The organism is Ruegeria sp. HKCCD4315 (genome assembly GCF_013112245.1).
In the GTDB taxonomy this organism is placed as follows: domain Bacteria; phylum Pseudomonadota; class Alphaproteobacteria; order Rhodobacterales; family Rhodobacteraceae; genus Ruegeria.
Map to the genome: position 1 here is coordinate 1,637,093 of NZ_WVRN01000001.1, position 21,628 is coordinate 1,658,720.

The following is a 21,628-nucleotide window of genomic DNA, read 5'->3' on the forward strand; positions in this document are numbered from 1 at the left end:
TCTGGCGGGACTATGCCCAGGGTCTCAGGATAATCTTAGGGGCTGCCACAGCACCAGAGCGGATATCGCGAAATGCCTGCGCCCCTTCAGCCAGGGCGCGTTCCTCGGCCCAGTCCAACGCGCCCAGCCGTCCGTCAAAGATCGCTTCCGCCGTCTCGCGGAAGTCTTGAGCGGTATACGTGTATGTCCCGATAAAGGTTATTTCCTGCAACGTCATGCGGCGCACGTCCAGACCGCCGGTGTCTTCGCCAAGACCTACATGCGCGATCACGCCGCCGGGGTCCGCGACGGCTGATGCGACGGATCGTGTTGCCGCATAACCCACAGCGTCGATAACGAGCGGGAAGTTTCCAATCGCAGCGTCCCCGATTTTAAAGTCCTCAACCTGCTGCAGAAAAGTCCGGCGTAAGGCGTTGGGTTCTGCAATTGTGACATCTTCGACCTCCATCGCACGCAAGGCCAATGCGGCGGCAAGCCCGATCGCGCCGCCGCCAATGACCAGAGCGCGACGGGGCATCGCCGGGTGCAACGCTTCCAGCGCCAACCGCGCTGCATGCCAACTGACAGCCAGTGGTTCGGCCAACGCGGCCTTCGCAAACGAGATATGATCCGGTACGACAACCAGATTTCTGTCCGGCATCGAGACAAACTGGGCAAAGGCCCCTTCGCGTGGTGGCATTGAAATGATCTGACGATCCGGGCACAGATTTTCACGACCTGCTACGCAGGCTGGACATTGACCGCAGCTCACCAGCGGATTGATCGTCACGCGATCTCCTGCGCGAAGACCTTCGACAATCACCCCGGCGGCCTCATGCCCAAGGATCAAAGGGGCCGGTCGCCGCGCATCATGGCCGAGATACGCGTGCATGTCTGATCCACAGATGCCTACGGCTTCAATTCGGATCAGGTGTTCAGATGCAGCGGGCACTGCATTCGGCACATCGCCGAACTCCATCTGTTCCACACCTTTGTAAACCAGTGCTTTCATTTGGCTGTGAACCCCCCATCCACCATCAAAACCTGTCCGGTCACATAGTCCGAGGCCCGTGAACACAGGAAAAGAATCGGGCCGTCGATATCCTGCATCCGACCATTGCGCCCAATGCAGGTTTGCACCGCATTTCGCTCCGCACGATCTGGGTCATCAAACACGGCCTGCGTCAGCTCCGTGGGAAAGAACCCTGGTCCGATGGCATTTGCTGTAATGCCAAAGGGCGACCATGCCTCGGCCATCGCGCGGGTCAATTGCCCGATCCCCGCCTTCGTTGCGCCATAGGCGATACCACCGGGAAACGCGCGCGTTGTTTGCAGCGAAGCAAAATTGACAATGCGCCCCCACCCCTTGTCTTTCATCGCAGGCACCATGGCCTGACTTAGAAAAAACGGTGCGCTGAGGTTCACTGCCAGCGTGGCGTCCCACCCTTCTGGTGTCACATCATCGGCGGCCTCACGCGTGTTTAGCCCAGCCGCATGAACCAGAATGTCGGGCGCGCCGAACTTGGCGCTGACGGCTTCCGCCACGCGAACAATTCCGTCACGATCAGCAACGTCGGCTTCCACTGAAGCGGACCGAGATCCAATCTCGGCTTGCATCTGCGCCAACGCATCTTGGCGCCGCGCCACGCCAACAACCTGCGCACCTGCGGCTGCAAGCGCGCGTGCCACTTGCCGCCCCAGCCCCGAACTTGCGCCGGTGACACAAGCCACCTTACCCGTCAGGTCAAACAAAGCGCGCGGATCATCCATCAGCGGTCAGATCAAACTGCTCATCCGGGAAATACTTGGCCAAACGCACATCTGCGGCGCGTGCATGTCCTTCCATCCCTTCCAGCCGCGAAATCCGCGCAGTTGCAACGGCAATGGGCTTGGACCCCTCCCGCGTTGCCCGCTGCCAGGTCACGATCTTCATGTATTTGTGGACGCTCAGACCGCCGGTATAACTGGCCGCGCCAGAGGTCGGCAGTACGTGATTGGTTCCCGTGGCTTTGTCGCCGTAGGATACAGTGGTTTCCTCACCCAAAAACAGCGAACCATAACAAGTCAGCCGGTCCAACCACCAATCCAGATCCTCGGCCTGCACGGTCAGATGTTCGGGGGCGTATTCATCGGAACACGCAGCCATGTCTTCGCGATTATCGCAGACGATGACTTCGGCATAGTCCCTCCACGCGGCTGCAGCGTTTTCCTTGTTCAAATCAGGCAAGTCGTCGATCAACTGCGGCACCAGCTCCATGACTTTCTGAGCCAACGCACGATCATCCGTCACCAGCCAAACCGGAGAGTTATACCCGTGTTCGGCCTGACTGACCAAGTCGGTGGCAACCACATGTGCATCTGCGCTGCTATCGGCCAGGATCAGGGAGTCAGTTGGTCCCGCAATCATATCGATACCGACCTTGCCGTAGAGAATGCGCTTGGCCTCGGCCACGAACTGGTTGCCAGGCCCAACAAGGATGTTTGCACGCGGCAAACCAAACAGGCCGTAGGTCATCGCCGCCACACCCTGCACACCGCCCATCGCCAGAATGCTGTCCGCTCCGCAGATATGGGCCGCATAAACAATCGCAGGCGCAACCCCTTCGCCCGGACGAGGTGGAGAGCACGCTGTGATGTGGCGGCATCCGGCGACCTTGGCTGTGGTCACAGTCATGATCGCACTGGCGATATGGCTGTAGCGTCCACCGGGCACATAGCACCCTGCCGCATCGACGGGGATGGCCTTTTGCCCTGCGACAACACCGGGCACAATCTCGGTCTGAACGTCCGACACGGTGGCCTTTTGCGTTTCGGCAAAGCGACGCACATTGTCATGAGCAAAGCGGATATCAGCCTTCAACTTTTCGGGCACCAGCGCAATGGCCGCGTCGATCTCGTCCTGAGTCATCAGGACATTTCCCTCGAACTTGTCGAACTTGGCGGCGTATTCCAGGGCCTTAGCGTCACCTCCTGCCTCGATATCAGACAGGATTGTCTTGACCGTATCATGCACCTCGGTCGCATGAGACTGCGCCGTAAGGGTCGCCTTTTTCAGATAGTCACGGGGCATGTTCAAAAGGTCCTATTGGTAGATTTCAGGAAGCAAGGTGGTCGAGACAGCTGGTACGTAGGCGATCAGCAGCACCACGATCAGCATGGTCAATACGAAGGGCACAGCTCGGGCGGCAATCTTCAGAATCGACTCGCCGGTAATGCCAGATACAACGAACAGGTTCAGACCAAGCGGTGGTGTGATGAAACCAACACCCAGCGCAGTGATCATCATGATGCAGAACTGGATTTCGTTCATGCCAATGTTGTCTGCCAGCGGTTTCAGGATCGGTGCAAGAATCACGATGTTAGGCGTCGTCTCCATCACGCAGCCTGCCGCGATCAAGATGCCGATCATCAACAGGATCAGCAGATAAGGATCATCCGTCAGCGACGTCACCGAGGTCACAAAGCCCTGAGGGACACCCATAATCGCCAGCGCTTCGGCCAGCGGCGCAGAAAAAGCGATGATGGGCAGGATCACCCCGTTCACTTTCGCCGAACTGACCAGCATCGACGGGAAGTCTGCCAGCGTCAGTGTGCGCAGGATGAAGCCCATGATGATGGTGACGACAACAGCGGTCGCACCGGCTTCGGTCGGCGTCAAGCGACCCGAGAAGATGCCGTAGAAGATGATGCCCGGAACGATAAAGGCGTACCAGCCGGATTTGAGCGCCTTGCCCAGGTTGGACAGCCACTCACCCATAGTCATCATCCCGCCGCCCTCATAGGCATAAAGGCGATTCATGATGATGTTGGTGATCAGGATCGATACCAGAATGGCCAGTCCGGGGATCAGAGCGGCCAGAAACAGCGTCGAAGCTGAAATACCCAGCACAAGCCCGATGATGATATAGGCAATCGACGGCGGGATCAGAATGCCGGTACAGGCCCCGGCGGCTACCAGCGCACAGGCATAGGGGCGCGGATACCCGCTTTCAACCAGACGGTTGATGGTCATCCGACCCACAGCAGCAGCGCCCGCCGCGTCCGAGCCCGAGATCGCCGCAAACATGCCACAGACAAGCACGGTGGCCGACCCAAAGCCGCCTTTGGCAAAGCAGGTCAGCGCTTCGGCCACGTCCAGAAACTTGCGCGATAACCCTGTGCGAACCAGAACGTCCCCGGTCAGAATGAACAGGGGCACAGCGGTCAACGCAAAGGCATCGATACCGGTGAAAAGGCTTTCGCCCACCAAGCTTAGCGGCAAGTCGCCGGACATGATCAGCATGACGATAGCTGCCGACCCAATGGCGGCCCAAACGGGCACAGCCATGGCGATCAAAGCAACGAACAGGATCACGGGGACATAAAAATCCCACCCAAGTTCAACGGTTTGATTGAGGGAATTCCAAAGCATTCAATTTCTCCTCAGTCAAACAGCTTGTCGCCTTCGAAGACGGGGGTGCCGTCTCGCAGACATTTCAGATCACGCATCAGGGATTGGATCAGCCGCCAGATCATCAGCGCAAATCCAGTGGGTACAGCCATCAGGAACCAGACTTTGGAAACCCGCAACCCATCTGTTACCGAGCCGAACTTGGCCGAGACATGAACCGCCTCGTAAGACCAATAGAGCGCGATAACGGCCACGACGAACATCACCAGATCGCCGAAGATATAAAGCAACGCCTTGGGGCGCGGCCCAAGGTAATGCATGATGACGTCAATTCGGATATGCGCACGTTCCTTGACCGCAGCGGCGGCCCCGATCCAGGCGAGGTAGATGAAGGAATAGCGCACGATCTCTTCGCCCCAGATCGACGAGTAAGCGAAGATCTCACGCCGCAGCACTTCGATCGCCATGGTGATCACCAGCATCACGTAGAACACCAGCAACAGCCAACGCTCTGCGTTTCGGTCAATGTTTTGAAGAACGGTCATCTGATCCTCCGGCGATAGGACAGCCAGACCCGCGCCTACCGTGGCGGGCCGATTACAGCCTGACTGTAGAAAATAAACGTGGACGCCTGGATGGCGTCCACGCATAGCGCCTTAGGCGTCGTGAACGTAGTATTTGCCCTGCGTTCCGGCAGCTTCGACCAGCTTTTCGAAGTTTTCCATCGACCCGGCCAGTTCGGTCTTGAACGGATCCCAGTCGGCGTTCTGATAGCCGCCCGCATCCTGCCATTCGGCCAGTTGGTCTTCACTGAGCGAATGGAATTGGACGCCTGCCTTGTTCAGCTCGGCCATAGCGTATGCACGTGCCGACGGAACCTTGGACAAGTTCTGGTGCGCGGTCATTTCAGACCCCCACATGATGCCTTCTTGAACGTCAGCGGGCATCGAGTTGAACCACTCGAGGTTACAGGAATAAACTTGGCTGTCCGGAACCGCTTGTGTGAAGGTCACGTGGCTCAGTATGTCCTTGAAGCCGAAGACAAACAGCGCGCCAACCGAAGGATCAAGCGCATCTGCGACACCTTGTTTGATGGCCGAAGGTGTCTCACCCCAGGCAACAGGGGTCGGGTTGGCGCCAACCATACGGTAATATTGCTGGAGCATCTTCGAGCCGGGAACACGGAACTTGATTCCACTCATGTCGCCCGGCGTGATGACTGCATTGCCACCCTGACGAACCGCAACAACACGGGGATCGATGTTCACATAGAATAGCGCCTTGAAGCCCGCAGCTTCGACCTTGGGATGAACCTCATTCTTCCACGTGTCAGAATGGACAAGGTTGGTGAAACGCTGGTTCGAACCGCACAGATACGGCATGTTGATCAGATCAACGGTCGACGCAAATGGCGCGAAGTTCGACAGCGAATGCTGCGCCGCCTGAATGGTGCCGCCTTGCACTTTCTGCACAAGGGATCCACCGGCACCCAGCTGCCCACCCGGAGCCAGTTTGACATAGACTTTACCATTGGTGGCGTTCTGGATGTTTTCTTTAAGATCCAGCTGCATGATAGGATAGCTACGCGATGCCCCCAAAACATACGCCGTCGCGATGGTCATCACATGATCGGCCGCCTTTTCCCGCTCGCTTTCTTCCTTGGCGGTCTGCGCTGCGGCTTCAGACGACCACAACACCCCGCCTGCTCCGGCGACCAAAGCAGCCGTGAACGCACCACTTGCGCTCAGCTTTAGGAAATTGCGACGTTCGGCTGACGCCAGTTCGGTCTTGTCGTTGTTCATGAATTGCCCTCCCAAGCAAAAGTTCAGCTGCCGTCTGTTGCGTCGCGGTCAGCCTCCTTTTTCAGAATTGCGACAACGAACAAGATCGACGCCGCGAACAGAACCAACATCTCTCCTACGTCCCCAAGAAACGCACTGTTCGCATAGGCACCCAAGGCGACGTTGGCGAAATAGATCGCAAAAACGACGGCTGATGCAGCAACAAACATTTCAGGGCTCCCTACAGAATCGGCTCTCAAATTCATTTGTAAGCGCTTACATGATAAATGCAAGCGCTTACATCACCACTTTCAAAGTCCTTAAAAAACGCATAACTTAGGGCAAACGGAATTATGAGTTTGAAAATGTCAAAACATAGATCCGCTCCGACGTTGGATGACGTCGCCAAGGCTGCGGGTGTTTCAACTGCCACGGTATCGCGGTGCCTGAACAATCCGCAGCAGGTCGTCGAAGCGACGCGGAGGCGTGTTTTATCTGCGGTCGACGCTTTGGGATATACCCCGAACTTTGCTGCGCGTGTGATGGCGGCGAAACGATCTTTTACGATCGGAGCAATCATTCCAACGATGGAAAACGCCATTTTTGCGCGGGGTTTGCAAGCTTTTCAGGAGGAAATTCACAAACGCGGATACACGCTGCTGGTATCCAGCTCTGCCTACAAACCCGAAGTTGAACAAGAACAGATCCGAACCCTTGTGGCCCGTGGCGCGGATGCGCTTTTGCTGATTGGCCATGATCGCGATGAACGAATTTATGACTATCTGGAACGTCAAAGGGTGCCAGCTTTGGTTGCCTGGTCGTTCAGTCCGAACAACCGCACGCCATCAGTTGGATTCGACAACCGGCAAGCCATGAAAACCCTGGCTCAGCAGGTCATTGGACTGGGTCATACACGTCTTGCAACGATTTCGGGCTTTAGCAAGGGAAACGATCGCGCTCGGCTGAGAATTGAAGGAATCCAGGATGCGATGACTGAAAACGGTCTGGCGACCGATGATCTGATCGTTGCGGAAACTACTTATGAAATCGAAAACGGGGCCGAGGCTTTTAGGGACCTCATGTCTCACGCGCGCGTGCCTACAGCAGTTCTTTGTGGCAACGACGTTCTGGCCGTAGGGGCCATGCGACAAGCCCAAGAGATGGGGCTGCGTGTACCTGACGATGTCTCGATCACTGGGTTTGACGACATCGAACTGGCCCGTATCGTTTCCCCCGCCCTTACGACAGTTCACGTCCCCCATCGCGAGATGGGTCAAAAAGCGGCGCTGGAGTTGATTCACATGATCGAAACAAACGCGCCCGGTCGTTCTGAGGAACTGTCTACAAGACTGATATGCCGCGCGTCCTTACAGGCAGCAACAGGATAAGCGAGGCGAAAATTTTTCCGGAAGTTTGGAGCGGGTAGCGGGAATCGAACCCGCGCGTTCAGCTTGGGAAGCTGACAGGCTACCATTACATCATACCCGCCGCGCCCTTTGAGTTACCACCAGTGCGGACAGAGGTTCAACCCGGCACGGGACAGATCAGGCGTAAATTATCACTCAGTCCGGGCGCGCAGGCTGTCGATCAACGATTGGTCAACGTCCAGCGCTTCTCCGGCGGCTTCCAAAGTTCGTTTGTCCAAGTGCTGCGGGTTCATGTCAACGCCATCAGAAAACGCATCAACAATGGCTTGCATCGCCTTGATACGCGCATGTTTCTTGTTGTTCGCAGGAATGACGTGCCAAGGGGCCAACTGGGTCGAGGTACGCGCCAGCATTTCGTCAACAGCGACCTCGGCAACATCCCATTTCTCACGATTTCGGAAGTCTTCATAGGTCAGCTTCCAGCGCTTCAAAGGGTTTGTCAGCCTTTCGGTAAACCGGCGCATCTGTTCATCCTGCGAGATATGAAAGAACAGTTTGACGATCCGCGTGCCGTCATCAACAAGCATCCTCTCGAAATCGTTGATTTCCTGATAGGCAGCGCGCCAGCGTTCTTCCGGCGTCAGTTTTTCAATCCGTTCGACCAGAACCCGACCGTACCAGCTGCGGTCAAAAGCCGAGATCGCACCCGCAGGCGGTAATCGTTCCCAAAACCGCAAGAGATAGTGCCGGTTGAGGTAGTAGTTTCGCGGGGCTCCGATGGGCCAAACCTTGAAACTGCGCGGGTCCAGCGCTTGGCTGATCCGGCGAATAGTTCCCCCTTTTCCTGCAGCATCCCATCCTTCAAAGACCAAAACACCCTTGAGGCCATGAAACAGATACGCTTGTTGAATTCTGGCAAGCTTGGCTTGTAAATCGATCAGCTGATCAAAATAATCCTTCTTATTGAGACGCTTAGTCAGGTCTGCATCCGAAAGTTTCGGGGGATGATGTTTGCTCATGGTGCCACCTGATCTTTGTGCGAATGATCCGGCTATTGTGAAACCTTCTGCGCAATCGACATTGATCAGAGTCAAAAAGGCCGGGCACTGGGCCCGGCCTTTGGTGTCAGATTAGATCCGTTCAGGCGCGACGGCGACGGCCACCACCGCGACGGCCACCGGCCGCACCTGCAGCACCGGCTTCGTCAGGCGCTTTGTTGAACCGGATCCACTCGCCGCCATGCGGGTCGTTATTGGTCAGCAGGTTGGCGGCGCGAATGGCCTCCATCTCTTTACCAGCGCGCGGCTTGGTCGAACCCAAACCGAACATCTGTACAAACGCTTCGTCATCCATGCCTTCAGGCAGAATGATGCCAGCTGCGGCTACGGCTTCTTTCTTCTCGGCGATCTTTTTCTGTGTCACCGGCAACGCGACCGGGTTCATGATGGCCGAGGTCATACCAGCGCCCATTGCCATCGGCAGGAAAGCGTTGTTGATGCCGTGACGGTTCGGCAGACCAAACGAGATGTTCGAGGCACCGCAGGTGGTGTTCACGCCGAGCTCTTCGCGCAGACGGCGGACCAGAGCAAACACCTGTTGACCGGCAGTCGCCATCGCACCAATCGGCATGACCAGCGGGTCTACGACGATGTCATGTGCCGGGATGCCGAAGTCAGCGGCACGCTCAACGATTTTCTTGGCAACGTCAAAGCGCACATCGGGATCTTCTGAGATACCGGTGTCGTCGTTCGAGATTGCCACAACCGGCACGTTGTACTTTTTGACCAGCGGCAGAACCAGTTCCAGCCGCTCTTCTTCGCCGGTGACCGAGTTCAGCAGCGGGCGGCCTTCTGCGGCCTCAAGGCCGGCTTCCAGAGCGCCCGGAACCGACGAGTCGATGCACAACGGAACTTCAACCAGACCCTGCACCAGTTCGACGATCTTGCGCATCAGCGGCGGCTCGGTCTCGTTTGGGTTGGGGTTCGAGTTGTAGACAACGCCTGCGTTGATATCCAGAACGGTTGCACCAGCCATCACCTGCGCCAGCGCGTCTTTCTCAACGGTCGAGAAATCGCCCGCTTCCAGCTCGGCCGCCAGTTTCTTGCGGCCGGTTGGGTTGATCCGCTCACCGATCACACAGAACGGTTCGTCAAAGCCCAGAACGGCGGTTTTTGTTTTTGATTCTACGACTGTACGGGTCATGTCCGTTCCTTAGGAGTTTACAGGCTTTGCCGAAGCGCCGCCGTTATTGATCGCCCAGTTGGCGTTGGTCTTGATTCCACCCAGCGGGAAGAAGTGCACGTTGGTGATATTGAAATCCGGGTTGGCTGCTTTGTGCTCCGCCAGTTCGGTGATCACGTCGGTCGGCTCATACGGCAGCAGCAGCTTGGACACGTCCATGGCGCGTTTCTGCAGAACTTTCAGCGACGGGCCAACGCCACACGCAATGGCAAACTTGATCAGCGTTTGCAGCTTGGCTGGACCCGCGATGCCGATATGGATCGGCAGATCGATACCAGCTTCTTTCAGGCTGTCAGCCCATGCGATGATCGGTTTGGCGTCAAAGGCAAACTGTGTCGCCAAAGCCATTTCCGCATCGGTGGTTTCTGAGAACTTTTGCTTCCAACGCAGCGCGTCGTCCACATTCTTGGTCGAACCGTCAGGGTCGATATCCTTGTTTCCTTCCGGGTGACCGGCAACGTGCAAGCGCTTGAAGCCCGCCTTGTCGAACAGACCAGTCTCCAACAATTGCATCGAGCTGTCGAAATCACCATGCGGGTTGGCAACGCCACCGGCCAGCAGCAACGCCTGATCAACGCCCGCTTCACCCTGGTACATGGAAATCCAGTTTTCCAGAGTCGCCGCGTCTTTGATGATCCGCGCCGGGAAATGCGGCATCACCGGATAGCCTTCGGCCGCGATGCGCTTGGCGGTCTTGACCATGTCCTCGATCGGGGTGCCCTCGATATGAGCGATATAGACGCGCGTGCCTTCGGGCAGAAGCGCGCGGAAATCGTCGACCTTTTCAGCGGTACGCGGCATTACCTCGATCGAATAGCCTTGCAAAAAGGCTTCGACGGTTGGGTTCACAGGGCCGGTTTCGACCGCATCACGTTTTTTGAAGTTCAGCAAAGCCATTTCGGCCTCCCTTAAAATCTGGGCTTACGCCCAACCGTCATTGGCGATCAGCGCTTTGATGCGGTCCTGATCGTATTCTGTTTCCAGACGCACCGCCTCGGTCTCGGCAATCTCGGCGGGATCGCCATCTACTGCAAAGGGTGCGGCTTTGCGCCATTCGGCCAGGTAAGCATCACTGTCCTTGGCGTTCACCTTCATGGCAGCCCGGTCGATGGCTTGCTCGAACCGTTCTTCCAACTGCCGCTTTGCGCCACGACGGCCTTTGCCGACGATGACCTGAGCGGGAATGTCGCGCCAGTACACGATTGTGACGTCAGGCATTGCTGTGATTCCTCCTAACCCGATGGGCCGGTTCTAAACTTCAAACTTAGCTTTGGTCGGTCGGTTTTCGACACACGACGCTTTTCCAGCGACCTTTTTGCCAAAGCTAGCCAAGGGCGCTTTTACACAAACAAACCACAGACGCGCATATCATAATTCTCAACGTCACTATGAAAGCGCTGCATAAAACGCAAAAACCCCAGACGGAGTTATCCGTCCAGGGCGGTATTTCAAAGGTCAGTCGGTTTAGCCGACCAGACCACCATCTTCGCGTGTCACCGCGATGATCGCCGAACGCGGTACTGCATCACCGCCTTCGGGCCAGTGACTGTTGCCGTCCTCGCCTGGGTGCTGGATGCCCACGAACATGGTGCGGCGATCCGGTGACCAGCTGAGGCCGGTGATCTCACACTCATTCGGGCCGACAAGGAAACGGCGGATTTCACCGGTGACCGGGTCACCTGCCAGCATCTGGTTGTTGCCCTGCCCTTCGAAGTCGCCTTCATTGCCATAGTTGCCGTCGGTCTGGATCCACAGCAGGCCATTGCTGTCGAATTTCAGACCGTCGGGCGAGTTGAACATGTTGTCGGCATTAACGTTGTCAGACCCACCGTAGGCATCCTGATGCACGCTGGGGTTGCCCGCCAGCACATACAGATCCCAAGCAAAGCCCGAAGCGGTATGATCACCACCTTCAGGACGCCAGCGCACGATCTGGCCATAGTTGTTGGCCTCACGCGGGTTCGGACCGTTGACCGAGGTGTCATCACCACCGGCATTCGGTTTGACGCCTCGGTTCTTGTTGTTGGTCAGACAGCAGTAAACCTCGGCCACGTTCGGGTTAGCAGCAACCCACTCCGGGCGGTCCATGGTGGTCGCGCCTACGGCAGAACCGGCCTGACGGGTGTGGATGCTGATTTCAGCTTGCGAAGCCAAACCAGTTGTCTCAGGCGTCAGATCCAGCCATTCGCCCGTGCCGTCGTCATTGAACTTGGCAACAGACAAGGTGCCGTTTTCCAGCAAGGCGTTGGTGTCAACGCCAGCGGCGTAAACGCCATCCGAAACAAAGCGATACAGGAACTCGCCACGTTCATCGTCGCCCATGTACACAACAACACGACCGTCATTGTTCACCACCGACTCGGCGTTTTCGTGCTTGAAACGGCCAAGGGCGGTCAGCTTGCGCGGGGTCGAGGTTGGATCGGTCGGGTCGATCTCGACCACATAGCCGGCGCGGTTTGGTTCGTTGGGGTTTTTCGACACGTCGAACCGATCATCGATCTTGGCCCAGCCATAGCCCCAATCTTTCGACGAGACGCCATAGCGTTTGAGCTCCGCACTAACCTCGTGGTTTTCGTCTTCTGTCGAGAAGTAGCCATTAAAGTTTTCTTCACAGGCCAGGTAGGTGCCCCAAGGGGTCATACCGTTGCCGCAGTTGTTCCAGGTCCCTTTCGAGGTTGTGCCCGTCGGGTCCGCGGCGGTTTTCATCAGGTCATGAGCGGCCGCAGGGCCGGTGATCGTCATATCGGTCTGCGGTGTAATACGACGGTTGTACGGGCTGTCCTTGACGATGCCCCATGTGCCGCCTGTGTTGGCAATCTCGACCACAGTCACGCCATGCGCCATCATACCCTTGGCAACATCGTCGTCCGAGGCCGCCTTGGCGTCGGGGTTGTTGCCCCAAAGGATGTCACGGTTGGTATATTCATTATTCACGACCAGCAGCACGTGGCCATCATGGAAGAACACGTCCTGACCGTCGGTGTTGTCGCCAAATGCACGCTCTTGGCTGGCAGCGGTGCCACGGGTCGCGTGATCGAACTCGGGCGCGTCAGACCACAACGGGTCGCCCCAACGCACCATAACCTCGGCTTTGTAGCCCGGAGGTACAATCACGTCGTCTGCAGTGGATACAGGGATCGCCTCGAACGAGAACCGGTCAGCTGCCGCACGTGCGCCCGAAGGAATCAGCGCACCACCAACGGCTGTGAAACTGCCCATCGCAAGAACACCGCCCAGGAATCCGCGACGTGACAAGGCGCGCTCGACCACTCGGTCAAATTCACATTCTTCAGGACGTGGGTTTACGACCTCATCATATTCATCGAAGGAAAGGGTGCGTTCGTCTTTCATGGCAATCTCCGTATCTGGCTGAAAGCTGGTAGAGAATCCCGTATCGGGGATCCCGCGTGGGGATCGCATTCCAGTATGAACGCTGTGTGACACTCACGTTAATTTCAAAATTGAAATCACTTGCGCGTCGGCGATCCCCCGCCTAGGGTCAAATTAACTCGAAAATCGGAGGGCGTGACGAATGGCGCCCAAGCGTCCCAAAGGTGCGGGCGCGTTCCCGAAGGCGGTTGAAAGCCCCGCGCCGGCAAGACCCGATCCAGATGCGCTCTATGCAGCGCTGGATCTGGGAACAAATAGTTGCCGCATGTTGATTGCCCAACCCAAGGGGAGCGGGTTCCATGTGGTCGACAGCTTCTCCAAATCCGTGCAACTGGGCTCGGGTTTGGAACGCACCGGACGGCTGTCGCGGGCGTCTATGTCGCGTACCGTGCAAGCGCTTCGGATCTGTCAGCAAAAGTTGAAGCGCAACAAGGTCAAACGCATGCGTTTGATTGCAACAGAAGCGTGCCGTCGCGCCAAGAATTCGCGTGAGTTCATCCGGCAGGTAAAGCGCGAGACCGGGCTTACTTTGGAAATTATCCAGCCCGAGGAAGAAGCGCGTCTGGCGGTGATCTCCTGCGCGCCGCTGGTTTCGACGAAGACCGAACAACTGTTGGTCGTCGACATCGGTGGCGGTTCGACCGAACTGGTATGGATCGACATCTCGTCCGTTCCGCGCCGTGATCGTCCGGCTGCAATTATGCGCTTGCACAACGGGTTCCACACCGCCGACAGCCCTTTTCCGGCTGCAAAAGTCGTGGATTGGATCAGTGTTCCCCTTGGCGTGGCCACGTTGCGCGACCAATTCCACGACGTGGAAGATGATGCCGCCCGCTTCGCCCTTATGAGCTGGTTTTTTGAAGAAAATCTGGCCGATTTTGCGCCCTACAAAGACGAACAAACCCGCGAAGGGTTTCAGATCGTTGGAACGAGCGGCACGGTGACAACCGTTGCGGCCTCGCATCTGGGGCTCAAGCGCTATGACCGGACCAAAGTGGACGGTCTGCGCATGACCAGCGATCAGATTGACAAAGTCATACGCGGGTATTTAGAACTCGGCCCTCACGGGCGACGCCGGGATCCTCGGATTGGGGACGACAGGCAGGCCCTGATCATGTCCGGCTCGGCCATTTTGCAGGCATTGCTACGCTGTTGGCCCACTGATCGCCTTTCCGTGGCGGATCGTGGGCTGCGCGAGGGTCTGCTTTATGCACAGATGAGCGCGGACGGAGTATTAGAAGACGGACCGTTCTGATGGCGAAGACACCGACTGGTAAAAACAACTCGGGCCGCGGGCAGCGCGACCTGAAGGTCAAGGTTAAAACCGCGCGCGGGCGCAAGCTCAGCTCGACCCGGTGGCTTGAACGACAGTTGAACGACCCGTATGTCAAACGCGCTCAGGCCGAAGGGTATCGCGGGCGCGCGGCTTTTAAGATACTGGAACTGGACGATAAATTCAGGTTTCTCGTACCGGGTGCGCGCGTCGTGGATTTGGGCTGTGCACCCGGAGGCTGGCTGCAAGTCGCGGTCAAACGCGTAAACGCGCTGGGCGAGAAAAGCGGTAAACGGATCGGGACCGTTTTGGGCGTCGACCTGCAAGAGGTCGAACCCGTTGCTGGAGCAACCGCCCATGTTCTGGATTTCATGGAAGACGACGCCGACGTAAAGGTCAAAGAATGGCTTGGCGGTAAAGCCGACGTTGTGATGTCAGACATGGCCGCTGCGTCTTCGGGTCACAAACAGACGGACCATTTGCGCATCATGGCCCTGTGCGAAACGGCGGCTTACTTTGCGTTTGATGTGTTGGAAGAAGGTGGCACCTTCGTAGCCAAGGTTCTGGCCGGAGGCGCCGAAGGCGATTTGCAAAAGCTGTTGAAACAGAAATTCCAGAAAGTCGCCAACGTGAAACCGCCCGCTTCACGCTCGGACAGTTCCGAAAAATTTGTTGTGGCAACAGGGTTTCGCGTCCGAGATTAATCCTCGAGACGAATACGATCTTCGGTCAGGCACTGCGCACGGAAAGAGGCGTTTGCCATGCCCTGCAACATCAACGCTTCTCCATGTGACACGTATACTGGTGCGCGTCCGCGCAGCTCTTCTATGCGTTGGGCAAGTGAAACCGAACTGACACCCACAGTTGGTCGCTTTTTCGCATCATTGGACATGTTTCACCTCTGAACAGCACACTCATCCCGTCCGTAACGTGAAATTTTGCCCTGAAAATGGAGCAATTCGGGCGGGGATGTGCCGGATCAGGGACCAAGCTGTTGCGACAATTGTTGCAGGTTCGGGTCGTTTGGTAGCAGGTCCAGCGCCTCACGCAGCACAGCGCGCGCGGCGTCGGGACCGCGATTGATATGCGCCAGTTGCACCAACATGGGCCACGCTTCGCCCCTTTGCGGGTCCAAAGTTACGACTTCGCGAAACGCCTGCTCGGCTGCTGGCGCGTTGCGCAGTGTCAAAGCCATACCTCCTAGAACAAGATGGGTTTCCGGGAAATCCAATCGGTTCGCGATCGCCTGCTGCCACTCTGACATGCCCTGCCCGGCCAGCGATTGTTGCTGAGGTGACAGAGCTTGCGGTGGTATCGTCAGGAACTCTTTCGCGGCAGCAATACGTACATTGCGCAACGGGTCTGACAACAAAGGCTCCAAACGCTGCACCTGCTCAACTGGGTTGGCCTGACGCTGCAGAGCAGCTGCATTGGCGCGGATCAAGGGGTCATCCTCTTGCAGCAATGACGAAGTCGCCGCGGCCAAGTCCGGGGAAGCGAAGGGTTGCAGCAAGTAGGCCGCTGTTGCCCGCACGATTCCGGCATTGGATGGGTCCATCGCAACGGCCAGCAAACCTTCGGGCGTGTCCAACCTGCCTTCAGCAGCGGCATTGAAATCCGTCCCAAAATGCGGACCGCGGTGAGTGGCATCCGGGAACCACCCTTCGATCTGATTGGTCGCCCAGTCCTGATCCCGATCTTCATGACAGTCGGTACAGGCATCGACGCCCAGCCCGAGATCAGGCCGTGGGATGCGGAAGCTGTGATCGCGGCGCCCATCGACGCCCATATAAACCCTTTCGATCATATGGCAGCTTTTGCACTGCGCGCCGTCACTGTTTTCAGGATGATGATGATGCGCGGGCGTATCGTATTCTTTTGCTGTAAGCGTCGGAAAGTTCGGGTTCCCTGCCGGAGAATGACACTGAGTGCAAACACCGTTTCCTTCCGCTTTCAGTTCAGCGCTGTGGGGTTCATGGCAGTTCATGCACCCAACGCCTTGCGCGTACATCTTGGATTGCAGGAACGAACCGTAGACATACACCTCATCCAATATCTGCCCGTCCGGGTGGTACGATCCGGGGCGCAACAGGGCCAGGTTATAGGCGTCGTGATAGGGCGTGCCGGGCATAGGGTTGCCATCGCCATGCGCCTCGCGCCGGGAATGGCACCCGGCACATTGCTGGATTTCCGCCTCGGTTTGTCCCTTGCCCCAATTCATCAGAAATCCTGCTGGTCCCAGGTCTTCGGAAATGTCCCGACCATTCACCCAATCGATATGCGCGGATCCCGGACCATGACAGGCCTCACACCCCACGCCGATTTCAACCTGTTGCGACGTATAGGATCGGGTTTCAGCGGAATAGTTCTTTTCAAACCCAGTGGCGTGGCACTCGGCGCAGCGACCGTTCCAATTTTTGTAAGGGCCAGTCCAATGCAACCCGTCATCCGGCGGCAAATCCTGATCGGGATAGAGATGAAACCACTCCTTGCGTTCCGTATCCCAGACCACGTCAAAGCTTTGTAAACGCCCCGGTTCGGTTTCAAACAGGTACTGCTGCAACGGCTCGATCCCGACGACAGAATGCACGTCATAGTCTGTTGCTACACCGTCCTTTTCGGTGACGCGGGCCGTATGACTGTCTGCGTCTTTTCCGAACTCGACTGTCATCCCATCAAGGTCAAATCGGGTTCCGTCAAAATCTGCAACCAGCGCGCCGTCATCCACTTTTGTCCAGGCCAGCGCATGGTGAGAGGTTGCCCAGGCTTCAGCTTCTTGCTGGTGGCAGTCGATACATTGATCTGAGCCTACATAGTCTTGGGCCTGCGCCCCACCTGCCAGCAGCAAGCAGAAAGTAAGAACAAAGGACCTCATGCCTTATCTCCGTCTGCTGCGTTGTTCAGGTCCATCAAAGCGCCGTTATATTCTGCACCAAGGATCAGCATCGCCGAACACAGATACAAAAAGATCAAAGCGGCCATCGCACCAGCCAGCCCCGCATAGGTGGCGCTGTAGGTGGCGAATTGGCTGATGTAGATCGAAAACGCCCATCCACCTGCCGTCCATAATGCCAAAGTCAGCACTACTCCGGGCAGAATTTGCGAAAGCTTATGCCGACGGGTCGGCAGGATGAGATGGGCCAGAAGAACCGTGCCAGCTGGCACCCCCACCGTGAATGTCCAGCGCAGGCGATCGACCGAAAACCATTGCGTTACGGCTACGTCAGTGTGCTCAGCCACCAGATTGGTGTAAACCGGCAAAATCACTTCTACCGCGGCGATGACCAGAATAGCTGCACCCCCAAGTATAACCAGCACCAGACACAGCAGCCGGGTTTTCCAAAACGGCCAACTGTCCTGATCGTGATAGGCTTGGTTCATGGCGGCGCGCACTGCTGCCACGCCGTTCGACGCAAAGTAGATCGCCAGTAGACCACCCAACGTAATGACACCCGTTCCCGACCCGGCCAAAACCGCGCGCAGTTCAGCCACTATTGGATCGGCGACATCCTTGGGCCACGCGCCGAAAATCAACTCGATCAACTCATCGGTCACATAGCCCTGCGAAAGTGAACCGGCCAAAGCAACGGTGAACAGCACAAATGGAAAGAGTGCCATCATCAGCGACATGGCGACATGGCTGCTCATGACGGGTCCATTTTTTCTGCCGAACCGGCGTAGCGCCAGCCACAGGGCCTGAACCAGTCGGCCGAATAGAGGATTCGCAGGTTTGGTCATCCTTCAACCCTAACCCACCGGAAAAAAACACAGAACCCGTCATCGGTATCAAATCGAAAAATGCGGTCAATCGCGTTGGTGAACGCATTGCATCCGACCTATTGGGCGTGCAGGATTACGCAGCGCAATACCGCGAAAGCGCAGGCATCGTCGAACGAACAGGAAGGCAAATGACCCCGGATCGCAAAGAGAGTTACGTTCGGCCCAGGCTACGCCTGTCAGTAGTGCGCGACACATGTATCGTCGCGACTCTAATTGTTGTGGGTCTCTATGCCGGGGCGACGTTTTTGATTCCGCTGGCCATGGCGCTGCTGATCAACGTTCTGATCCTCGCGCTCAGTGACCGGGTTTCGGCATTAACACGCGCGCCGGTCTGGCTGGCAAATATTGCCGGCGTCACCGTGGTTTTGGCCGGCTTGTTCATGATCATGTACATCCTGGGAAGCCAGGCCACACAGTTTGCGCGGTCGATCAGCACATATGAAAATCAGTTCGACGGCGCGGTGGAACGCATCACAGGACTGGTTGGAAATGACGTAACCAGGTTCATTCGGGACAATCTGGTCAATATTGACATGAATTTCATCGGTCGCCTGCTTCTAGGCAGCGCCACATCATTGCTGAACCAGTTCTTTCTCATCAGCCTCTACGTCGCCTTTCTGATGGCTGAACGTCTGGCCTTTCGCAAAAAGATCCAACTCGCCGCCGGAGATCCGAAGACCGGAGCTGAGTTTGCGACCATGCTGGATGCAATCTCGGTCAGCCTGCAGCGCTATGTTGGTGTTAAAACGCTGATCAGCCTGATTACCGCAGGCATCAGCTATACCGTGTTTCGCGCTTTAGGGCTGGAATACGCGGAAACCTGGGCGGTTTTGACCTTTGCGCTGAATTTCATCCCTTCCATTGGGTCAATCATCGCCGTGTTCTTTCCCGCCATGATCGCGTTGGTTCAGTTCGAAACCATCGGGCCGTTTTTGGTCATTGTTTTTGGCTGTGGGACACTGCAGTTTTTGATCGGCAATTTTCTGGACCCCGCCATGCTGGGACGCTCGCTAAACATGTCGACATTTCTGGTTATTCTGGCCCTGACATTCTGGACAACTGTTTGGGGGCTTATCGGTGCATTCCTGAGCGTTCCGATGACAGTGTGTATCCTGATTGTCTTTAGCCATATTCCTGCGTTGCGCCCGGTTGCCATCATGATGTCCCTGGATGGCAGATTGGGCGAGGATGATCGTCAGGCCCCTGCACGTTAAACCATGCAGAGCCCCATTTTCATCGGTTCGGAAATTTATCGCAACTCGACTTACGGATCGAAGCATCCGCTGGCCATTCCAAGGGTTTCAACAGTCATTGACCTTTGCCGTGCGCTGGGCTGGTTGACACCCGAAAACTATCGCGTCAGCCCCTGCGCCAAACCCAGCGCGTTAGAGACGTTTCATGCCCCGGATTACATCGCCGCACTGCAAAAGGCGGAACAGGAACAGTACGTGTCGGACCAAACGCGTGAACGTTACGCGCTGGGCACTTTGTCGAACCCTGTATTTCCCGAAATGTACCGACGCCCTGCCACGGCTGCAGGCGGGTCCATGCTTGCAGCGGAACTCATCCGAGACGGCGGTATCGTTTTTAACCCGGCGGGCGGAACACATCATGGGCTGGCAGATCGGGCCAACGGGTTTTGTTACCTCAATGATCCGGTCCTGGCGATCCAGACCCTGTTGAATGCGGGGCTCGACCGTGTGGTCTATGTCGACATTGATGCCCATCACTGTGACGGGGTTGAGGTTGCGTTTCATGGATCAACAAACCTGCGTATGATTTCCATGCACGAAGCGCGGCGATGGCCTTTTACCGGTAATCTAGACGATGACGCAGGCGGGGCCGCTTTCAACCTTCCGGTTGCCCGAGGCCTGAACGACAATGAATTCAGCGCGATCCTGGACGAACTGATCCTTCCTGCCACGGCAGCCTTCAAGCCGCAGGCCATCATCCTGCAATGCGGTGCGGATGCCGTGACCGAGGATCCTTTGTCGCGTTTGACCTTGTCCAACTCTTCGCACTGGAACGCGGTCGCCGCGCTGAAGGAACTCGCACCCCGATTTCTGGTGCTGGGCGGTGGCGGCTATAATCCGTGGTCCGTCGGGCGGTTGTGGACCGGAGTGTGGGCCACTCTGAACGGGTTCGATATTCCCGATAGACTAGACACGGACACCCAAACCATTCTGCGCGCGTTGACCTGGAACCGGTCGGTAGGCCGGAACCCACCCTCACACTGGTTGGACGAGCTGCGGGACATTCCTAATTTCGGGCCGATCCAAGATGAACTGAAACAGGACTTGCGCCGATTAGCCGCGCGGATTTCGTGGTAGATCGTCTGAATGAACATTGCTAACATACGGGCGTCACGACAGATTTTCTGCTCTCAGCCTTTTTTTTGAACAACCACGTTGCTAACGCCGAATGTGGACGCCGATTGGACCCGCTAAATGAATGCACTTAATCAGATAAATGATCTCAAGGCCCGCATGGGGCAATCCATCATCGGACAAACAGACGTAATCGACCGCTTGTTGATCGGGATATTGGCCAACGGCAATATGCTGATCGAAGGACTGCCCGGTTTGGCTAAAACCCGCGCGGTAAAGGCGATGGCCCGCAATCTGGACGCCAGTTTCAGCCGCATCCAGTTCACGCCCGACCTTTTGCCCTCGGACGTCACTGGCACCGAGGTCTTTCAGCAAACCGACGATGGCGGAACCTTCCGGTTCGAGCCTGGCCCGATCTTTGCCAATATCGTTCTTGCGGACGAGATCAACCGCGCACCCGCCAAGGTTCAGGCAGCGCTGCTTGAGGCAATGGAAGAGCGGCAGGTAACCGTCTCAGGTACCACACATAAAATGGAACCGTTGTTCATCGTGATGGCAACGCAAAACCCGATCGAACAAGAGGGTACCTACCCCTTGCCGGAGGCGCAGATGGACCGGTTCCTGATGCATGTCCAGATCACTTACCCCCCGGTCGAAGACGAAGTTGAAGTAATCCGACTAGTACGCAGAGAAGAGATTGCCGCAGGCCAAGGCGGGGCCAAGGATGCGCCGCCGACGATCCCTCAGGACGCCGTATTTGCCGCACGCGCCGAGATCGGGCAGATCCACGTTTCTGATGCGATGGACCGTTACATGGCCGATCTGGTGCAAGCCACACGGACCCCCGGTGCGCTGAGCGAGGAATTGGCCAGTTGGATAGACATCGGCGCTAGCCCGCGCGCTTCGCTGGCACTGGACAAATGTGGACGCGCCCATGCCTGGATGAACCAGCGTGATTATGTAGACCCAGCCGACGTACGCGCCATCGCCCATGACGTATTCCGACATCGCATCACCCTAAGCTTCGAGGCGCAAGGCAGCGCGAAATCCGCCGATGATGTGATATCGGAAATCCTGCAGCTTGTTGCGCTGCCCTGATA

At 56.9% G+C, this 21,628-nt stretch carries 21 protein-coding genes and 1 tRNA gene; 6 read left to right on the top strand and 16 right to left on the bottom strand.

Features of this window, described 5'->3' with window-relative positions; translation table 11 throughout:
* Nucleotides 1-10: 10 nt before the first annotated feature.
* The 7 genes from GS646_RS08275 to GS646_RS08305 all read right to left on the bottom strand — a co-directional run bounded on the left by GS646_RS08275 (nt 11) and on the right by GS646_RS08305 (nt 6,380).
* Nucleotides 11-991 carry a zinc-binding dehydrogenase gene (locus tag GS646_RS08275; protein WP_171183148.1) on the bottom strand — a complete coding sequence of 327 codons (981 nt, stop codon included), beginning with the start codon at nt 989-991 and terminating at the stop codon, nt 11-13.
* Nucleotides 988-1,749 carry an SDR family NAD(P)-dependent oxidoreductase gene (locus GS646_RS08280; RefSeq protein ID WP_171183146.1) on the bottom strand — a complete coding sequence of 254 codons (762 nt, stop codon included), beginning with the start codon at nt 1,747-1,749 and terminating at the stop codon, nt 988-990. Before GS646_RS08280 ends, GS646_RS08275 begins: the two co-directional genes overlap by 4 nt.
* Nucleotides 1,742-3,049: a histidinol dehydrogenase gene (hisD, locus tag GS646_RS08285; protein ID WP_171183144.1), complete on the bottom strand. Its 1,308-nt coding sequence runs from the start codon at nt 3,047-3,049 to the stop codon at nt 1,742-1,744. The genes GS646_RS08280 and hisD overlap by 8 nt, the downstream gene beginning before the upstream one ends.
* Nucleotides 3,050-3,061: 12 nt before the next feature.
* Nucleotides 3,062-4,390: a TRAP transporter large permease gene (locus GS646_RS08290; RefSeq protein ID WP_171089942.1), complete on the bottom strand. Its 1,329-nt coding sequence runs from the start codon at nt 4,388-4,390 to the stop codon at nt 3,062-3,064.
* 11 nt (nt 4,391-4,401) lie between these two features.
* Entirely contained in the window at nt 4,402-4,914 is a 513-nt protein-coding gene (locus GS646_RS08295; RefSeq protein WP_171089940.1) for a TRAP transporter small permease, read from the bottom strand.
* A 111-nt stretch (nt 4,915-5,025) separates the two neighbouring features.
* Entirely contained in the window at nt 5,026-6,171 is a 1,146-nt protein-coding gene (locus GS646_RS08300; protein WP_171183142.1) for a TRAP transporter substrate-binding protein, read from the bottom strand.
* Between the two features lie 23 nt (nt 6,172-6,194).
* Nucleotides 6,195-6,380, bottom strand: coding sequence for a hypothetical protein (locus GS646_RS08305; RefSeq protein ID WP_050602530.1), 186 nt, complete (start codon nt 6,378-6,380; stop codon nt 6,195-6,197).
* A gap of 135 nt (nt 6,381-6,515) precedes the next feature.
* Between GS646_RS08305 and GS646_RS08310 the strand changes: the two genes are divergently transcribed.
* A complete protein-coding gene (locus tag GS646_RS08310) occupies nt 6,516-7,538 on the top strand; it encodes a LacI family DNA-binding transcriptional regulator (RefSeq protein WP_171183139.1) in 1,023 nt (340 codons plus the stop codon).
* Between the two features lie 26 nt (nt 7,539-7,564).
* Here the strand turns inward: GS646_RS08310 and GS646_RS08315 are convergent.
* From GS646_RS08315 to GS646_RS08340, 6 genes are all read right to left on the bottom strand, one after another.
* Nucleotides 7,565-7,638, bottom strand: a tRNA-Gly gene (locus GS646_RS08315).
* Between the two features lie 70 nt (nt 7,639-7,708).
* Nucleotides 7,709-8,536, bottom strand: coding sequence for a polyphosphate kinase 2 family protein (locus GS646_RS08320; RefSeq protein WP_171183109.1), 828 nt, complete (start codon nt 8,534-8,536; stop codon nt 7,709-7,711).
* Nucleotides 8,537-8,657: 121 nt separating this feature from the next.
* Nucleotides 8,658-9,719 (bottom strand): methyltetrahydrofolate cobalamin methyltransferase, encoded by a 1,062-nt coding sequence (locus GS646_RS08325; RefSeq protein ID WP_171089932.1) that lies wholly within the window; start codon nt 9,717-9,719, stop codon nt 8,658-8,660.
* Between the two features lie 9 nt (nt 9,720-9,728).
* The gene (locus GS646_RS08330) at nt 9,729-10,655 is read right to left on the bottom strand and encodes a methylenetetrahydrofolate reductase (protein WP_171646930.1); all 927 of its coding nucleotides are present in this window, start codon (nt 10,653-10,655) and stop codon (nt 9,729-9,731) included.
* Nucleotides 10,656-10,679: 24 nt separating this feature from the next.
* A complete protein-coding gene (locus GS646_RS08335) occupies nt 10,680-10,976 on the bottom strand; it encodes a virulence factor (RefSeq protein ID WP_171089927.1) in 297 nt (98 codons plus the stop codon).
* A 246-nt stretch (nt 10,977-11,222) separates the two neighbouring features.
* Nucleotides 11,223-13,109 carry a PhoX family phosphatase gene (locus GS646_RS08340; RefSeq protein ID WP_171183106.1) on the bottom strand — a complete coding sequence of 629 codons (1,887 nt, stop codon included), beginning with the start codon at nt 13,107-13,109 and terminating at the stop codon, nt 11,223-11,225.
* 181 nt (nt 13,110-13,290) lie between these two features.
* Between GS646_RS08340 and GS646_RS08345 the strand changes: the two genes are divergently transcribed.
* Both GS646_RS08345 and GS646_RS08350 read left to right on the top strand, forming a co-directional pair.
* Nucleotides 13,291-14,403, top strand: coding sequence for a Ppx/GppA phosphatase family protein (locus GS646_RS08345; RefSeq protein WP_171183104.1), 1,113 nt, complete (start codon nt 13,291-13,293; stop codon nt 14,401-14,403).
* Entirely contained in the window at nt 14,403-15,125 is a 723-nt protein-coding gene (locus tag GS646_RS08350) for an RlmE family RNA methyltransferase (protein ID WP_171183101.1), read from the top strand. Before GS646_RS08345 ends, GS646_RS08350 begins: the two co-directional genes overlap by 1 nt.
* Here the strand turns inward: GS646_RS08350 and GS646_RS08355 are convergent.
* The 3 genes from GS646_RS08355 to GS646_RS08365 form a co-directional block, all read right to left on the bottom strand.
* On the bottom strand, nt 15,122-15,313 hold the full coding sequence (locus GS646_RS08355) for a hypothetical protein (RefSeq protein WP_171183099.1): 192 nt from the start codon (nt 15,311-15,313) through the stop codon (nt 15,122-15,124). The genes GS646_RS08350 and GS646_RS08355 overlap by 4 nt on opposite strands.
* Nucleotides 15,314-15,400: 87 nt before the next feature.
* Nucleotides 15,401-17,296, bottom strand: a complete 1,896-nt coding sequence (locus tag GS646_RS08360) for a cytochrome c3 family protein (RefSeq protein ID WP_171646929.1) — start codon at nt 17,294-17,296, stop codon at nt 15,401-15,403.
* Nucleotides 17,293-18,159, bottom strand: a complete 867-nt coding sequence (locus tag GS646_RS08365) for a YihY/virulence factor BrkB family protein (RefSeq protein WP_171183096.1) — start codon at nt 18,157-18,159, stop codon at nt 17,293-17,295. The genes GS646_RS08360 and GS646_RS08365 overlap by 4 nt, the downstream gene beginning before the upstream one ends.
* 170 nt (nt 18,160-18,329) lie before the next feature.
* Between GS646_RS08365 and GS646_RS08370 the strand changes: the two genes are divergently transcribed.
* From GS646_RS08370 to GS646_RS08380, 3 genes are all read left to right on the top strand, one after another.
* Nucleotides 18,330-19,415: an AI-2E family transporter gene (locus GS646_RS08370; protein ID WP_171183094.1), complete on the top strand. Its 1,086-nt coding sequence runs from the start codon at nt 18,330-18,332 to the stop codon at nt 19,413-19,415.
* 3 nt (nt 19,416-19,418) lie between these two features.
* Nucleotides 19,419-20,531, top strand: a complete 1,113-nt coding sequence (locus tag GS646_RS08375) for an acetoin utilization protein AcuC (RefSeq protein WP_171183093.1) — start codon at nt 19,419-19,421, stop codon at nt 20,529-20,531.
* A gap of 117 nt (nt 20,532-20,648) precedes the next feature.
* Nucleotides 20,649-21,626 (top strand): MoxR family ATPase, encoded by a 978-nt coding sequence (locus GS646_RS08380; RefSeq protein ID WP_171646928.1) that lies wholly within the window; start codon nt 20,649-20,651, stop codon nt 21,624-21,626.
* The last annotated feature ends 2 nt before the right edge of the window (nt 21,627-21,628 follow it).

Bases quoted from the DNA above. Each gene is read 5' to 3' on its own strand.
- GS646_RS08380 (WP_171646928.1), top strand. From the start codon at position 20,649: ATGAATGCACTTAATCAGATAAATGATCTCAAGGCCCGCATGGGGCAA.
- GS646_RS08360 (WP_171646929.1), bottom strand. From the start codon at position 17,296: ATGAGGTCCTTTGTTCTTACTTTCTGCTTGCTGCTGGCAGGTGGGGCG.
- GS646_RS08335 (WP_171089927.1), bottom strand. From the start codon at position 10,976: ATGCCTGACGTCACAATCGTGTACTGGCGCGACATTCCCGCTCAGGTC.
- GS646_RS08320 (WP_171183109.1), bottom strand. From the start codon at position 8,536: ATGAGCAAACATCATCCCCCGAAACTTTCGGATGCAGACCTGACTAAG.
- GS646_RS08280 (WP_171183146.1), bottom strand. From the start codon at position 1,749: ATGGATGATCCGCGCGCTTTGTTTGACCTGACGGGTAAGGTGGCTTGT.
- GS646_RS08290 (WP_171089942.1), bottom strand. From the start codon at position 4,390: ATGCTTTGGAATTCCCTCAATCAAACCGTTGAACTTGGGTGGGATTTT.
- GS646_RS08340 (WP_171183106.1), bottom strand. From the start codon at position 13,109: ATGAAAGACGAACGCACCCTTTCCTTCGATGAATATGATGAGGTCGTA.
- GS646_RS08300 (WP_171183142.1), bottom strand. From the start codon at position 6,171: ATGAACAACGACAAGACCGAACTGGCGTCAGCCGAACGTCGCAATTTC.
- GS646_RS08365 (WP_171183096.1), bottom strand. From the start codon at position 18,159: ATGACCAAACCTGCGAATCCTCTATTCGGCCGACTGGTTCAGGCCCTG.
- GS646_RS08370 (WP_171183094.1), top strand. From the start codon at position 18,330: ATGACCCCGGATCGCAAAGAGAGTTACGTTCGGCCCAGGCTACGCCTG.
- hisD (WP_171183144.1), bottom strand. From the start codon at position 3,049: ATGCCCCGTGACTATCTGAAAAAGGCGACCCTTACGGCGCAGTCTCAT.
- GS646_RS08345 (WP_171183104.1), top strand. From the start codon at position 13,291: ATGGCGCCCAAGCGTCCCAAAGGTGCGGGCGCGTTCCCGAAGGCGGTT.
- GS646_RS08310 (WP_171183139.1), top strand. From the start codon at position 6,516: ATGTCAAAACATAGATCCGCTCCGACGTTGGATGACGTCGCCAAGGCT.
- GS646_RS08325 (WP_171089932.1), bottom strand. From the start codon at position 9,719: ATGACCCGTACAGTCGTAGAATCAAAAACAAAAACCGCCGTTCTGGGC.
- GS646_RS08295 (WP_171089940.1), bottom strand. From the start codon at position 4,914: ATGACCGTTCTTCAAAACATTGACCGAAACGCAGAGCGTTGGCTGTTG.
- GS646_RS08305 (WP_050602530.1), bottom strand. From the start codon at position 6,380: ATGTTTGTTGCTGCATCAGCCGTCGTTTTTGCGATCTATTTCGCCAAC.
- GS646_RS08330 (WP_171646930.1), bottom strand. From the start codon at position 10,655: ATGGCTTTGCTGAACTTCAAAAAACGTGATGCGGTCGAAACCGGCCCT.
- GS646_RS08375 (WP_171183093.1), top strand. From the start codon at position 19,419: ATGCAGAGCCCCATTTTCATCGGTTCGGAAATTTATCGCAACTCGACT.
- GS646_RS08355 (WP_171183099.1), bottom strand. From the start codon at position 15,313: ATGTCCAATGATGCGAAAAAGCGACCAACTGTGGGTGTCAGTTCGGTT.
- GS646_RS08275 (WP_171183148.1), bottom strand. From the start codon at position 991: ATGAAAGCACTGGTTTACAAAGGTGTGGAACAGATGGAGTTCGGCGAT.
- GS646_RS08350 (WP_171183101.1), top strand. From the start codon at position 14,403: ATGGCGAAGACACCGACTGGTAAAAACAACTCGGGCCGCGGGCAGCGC.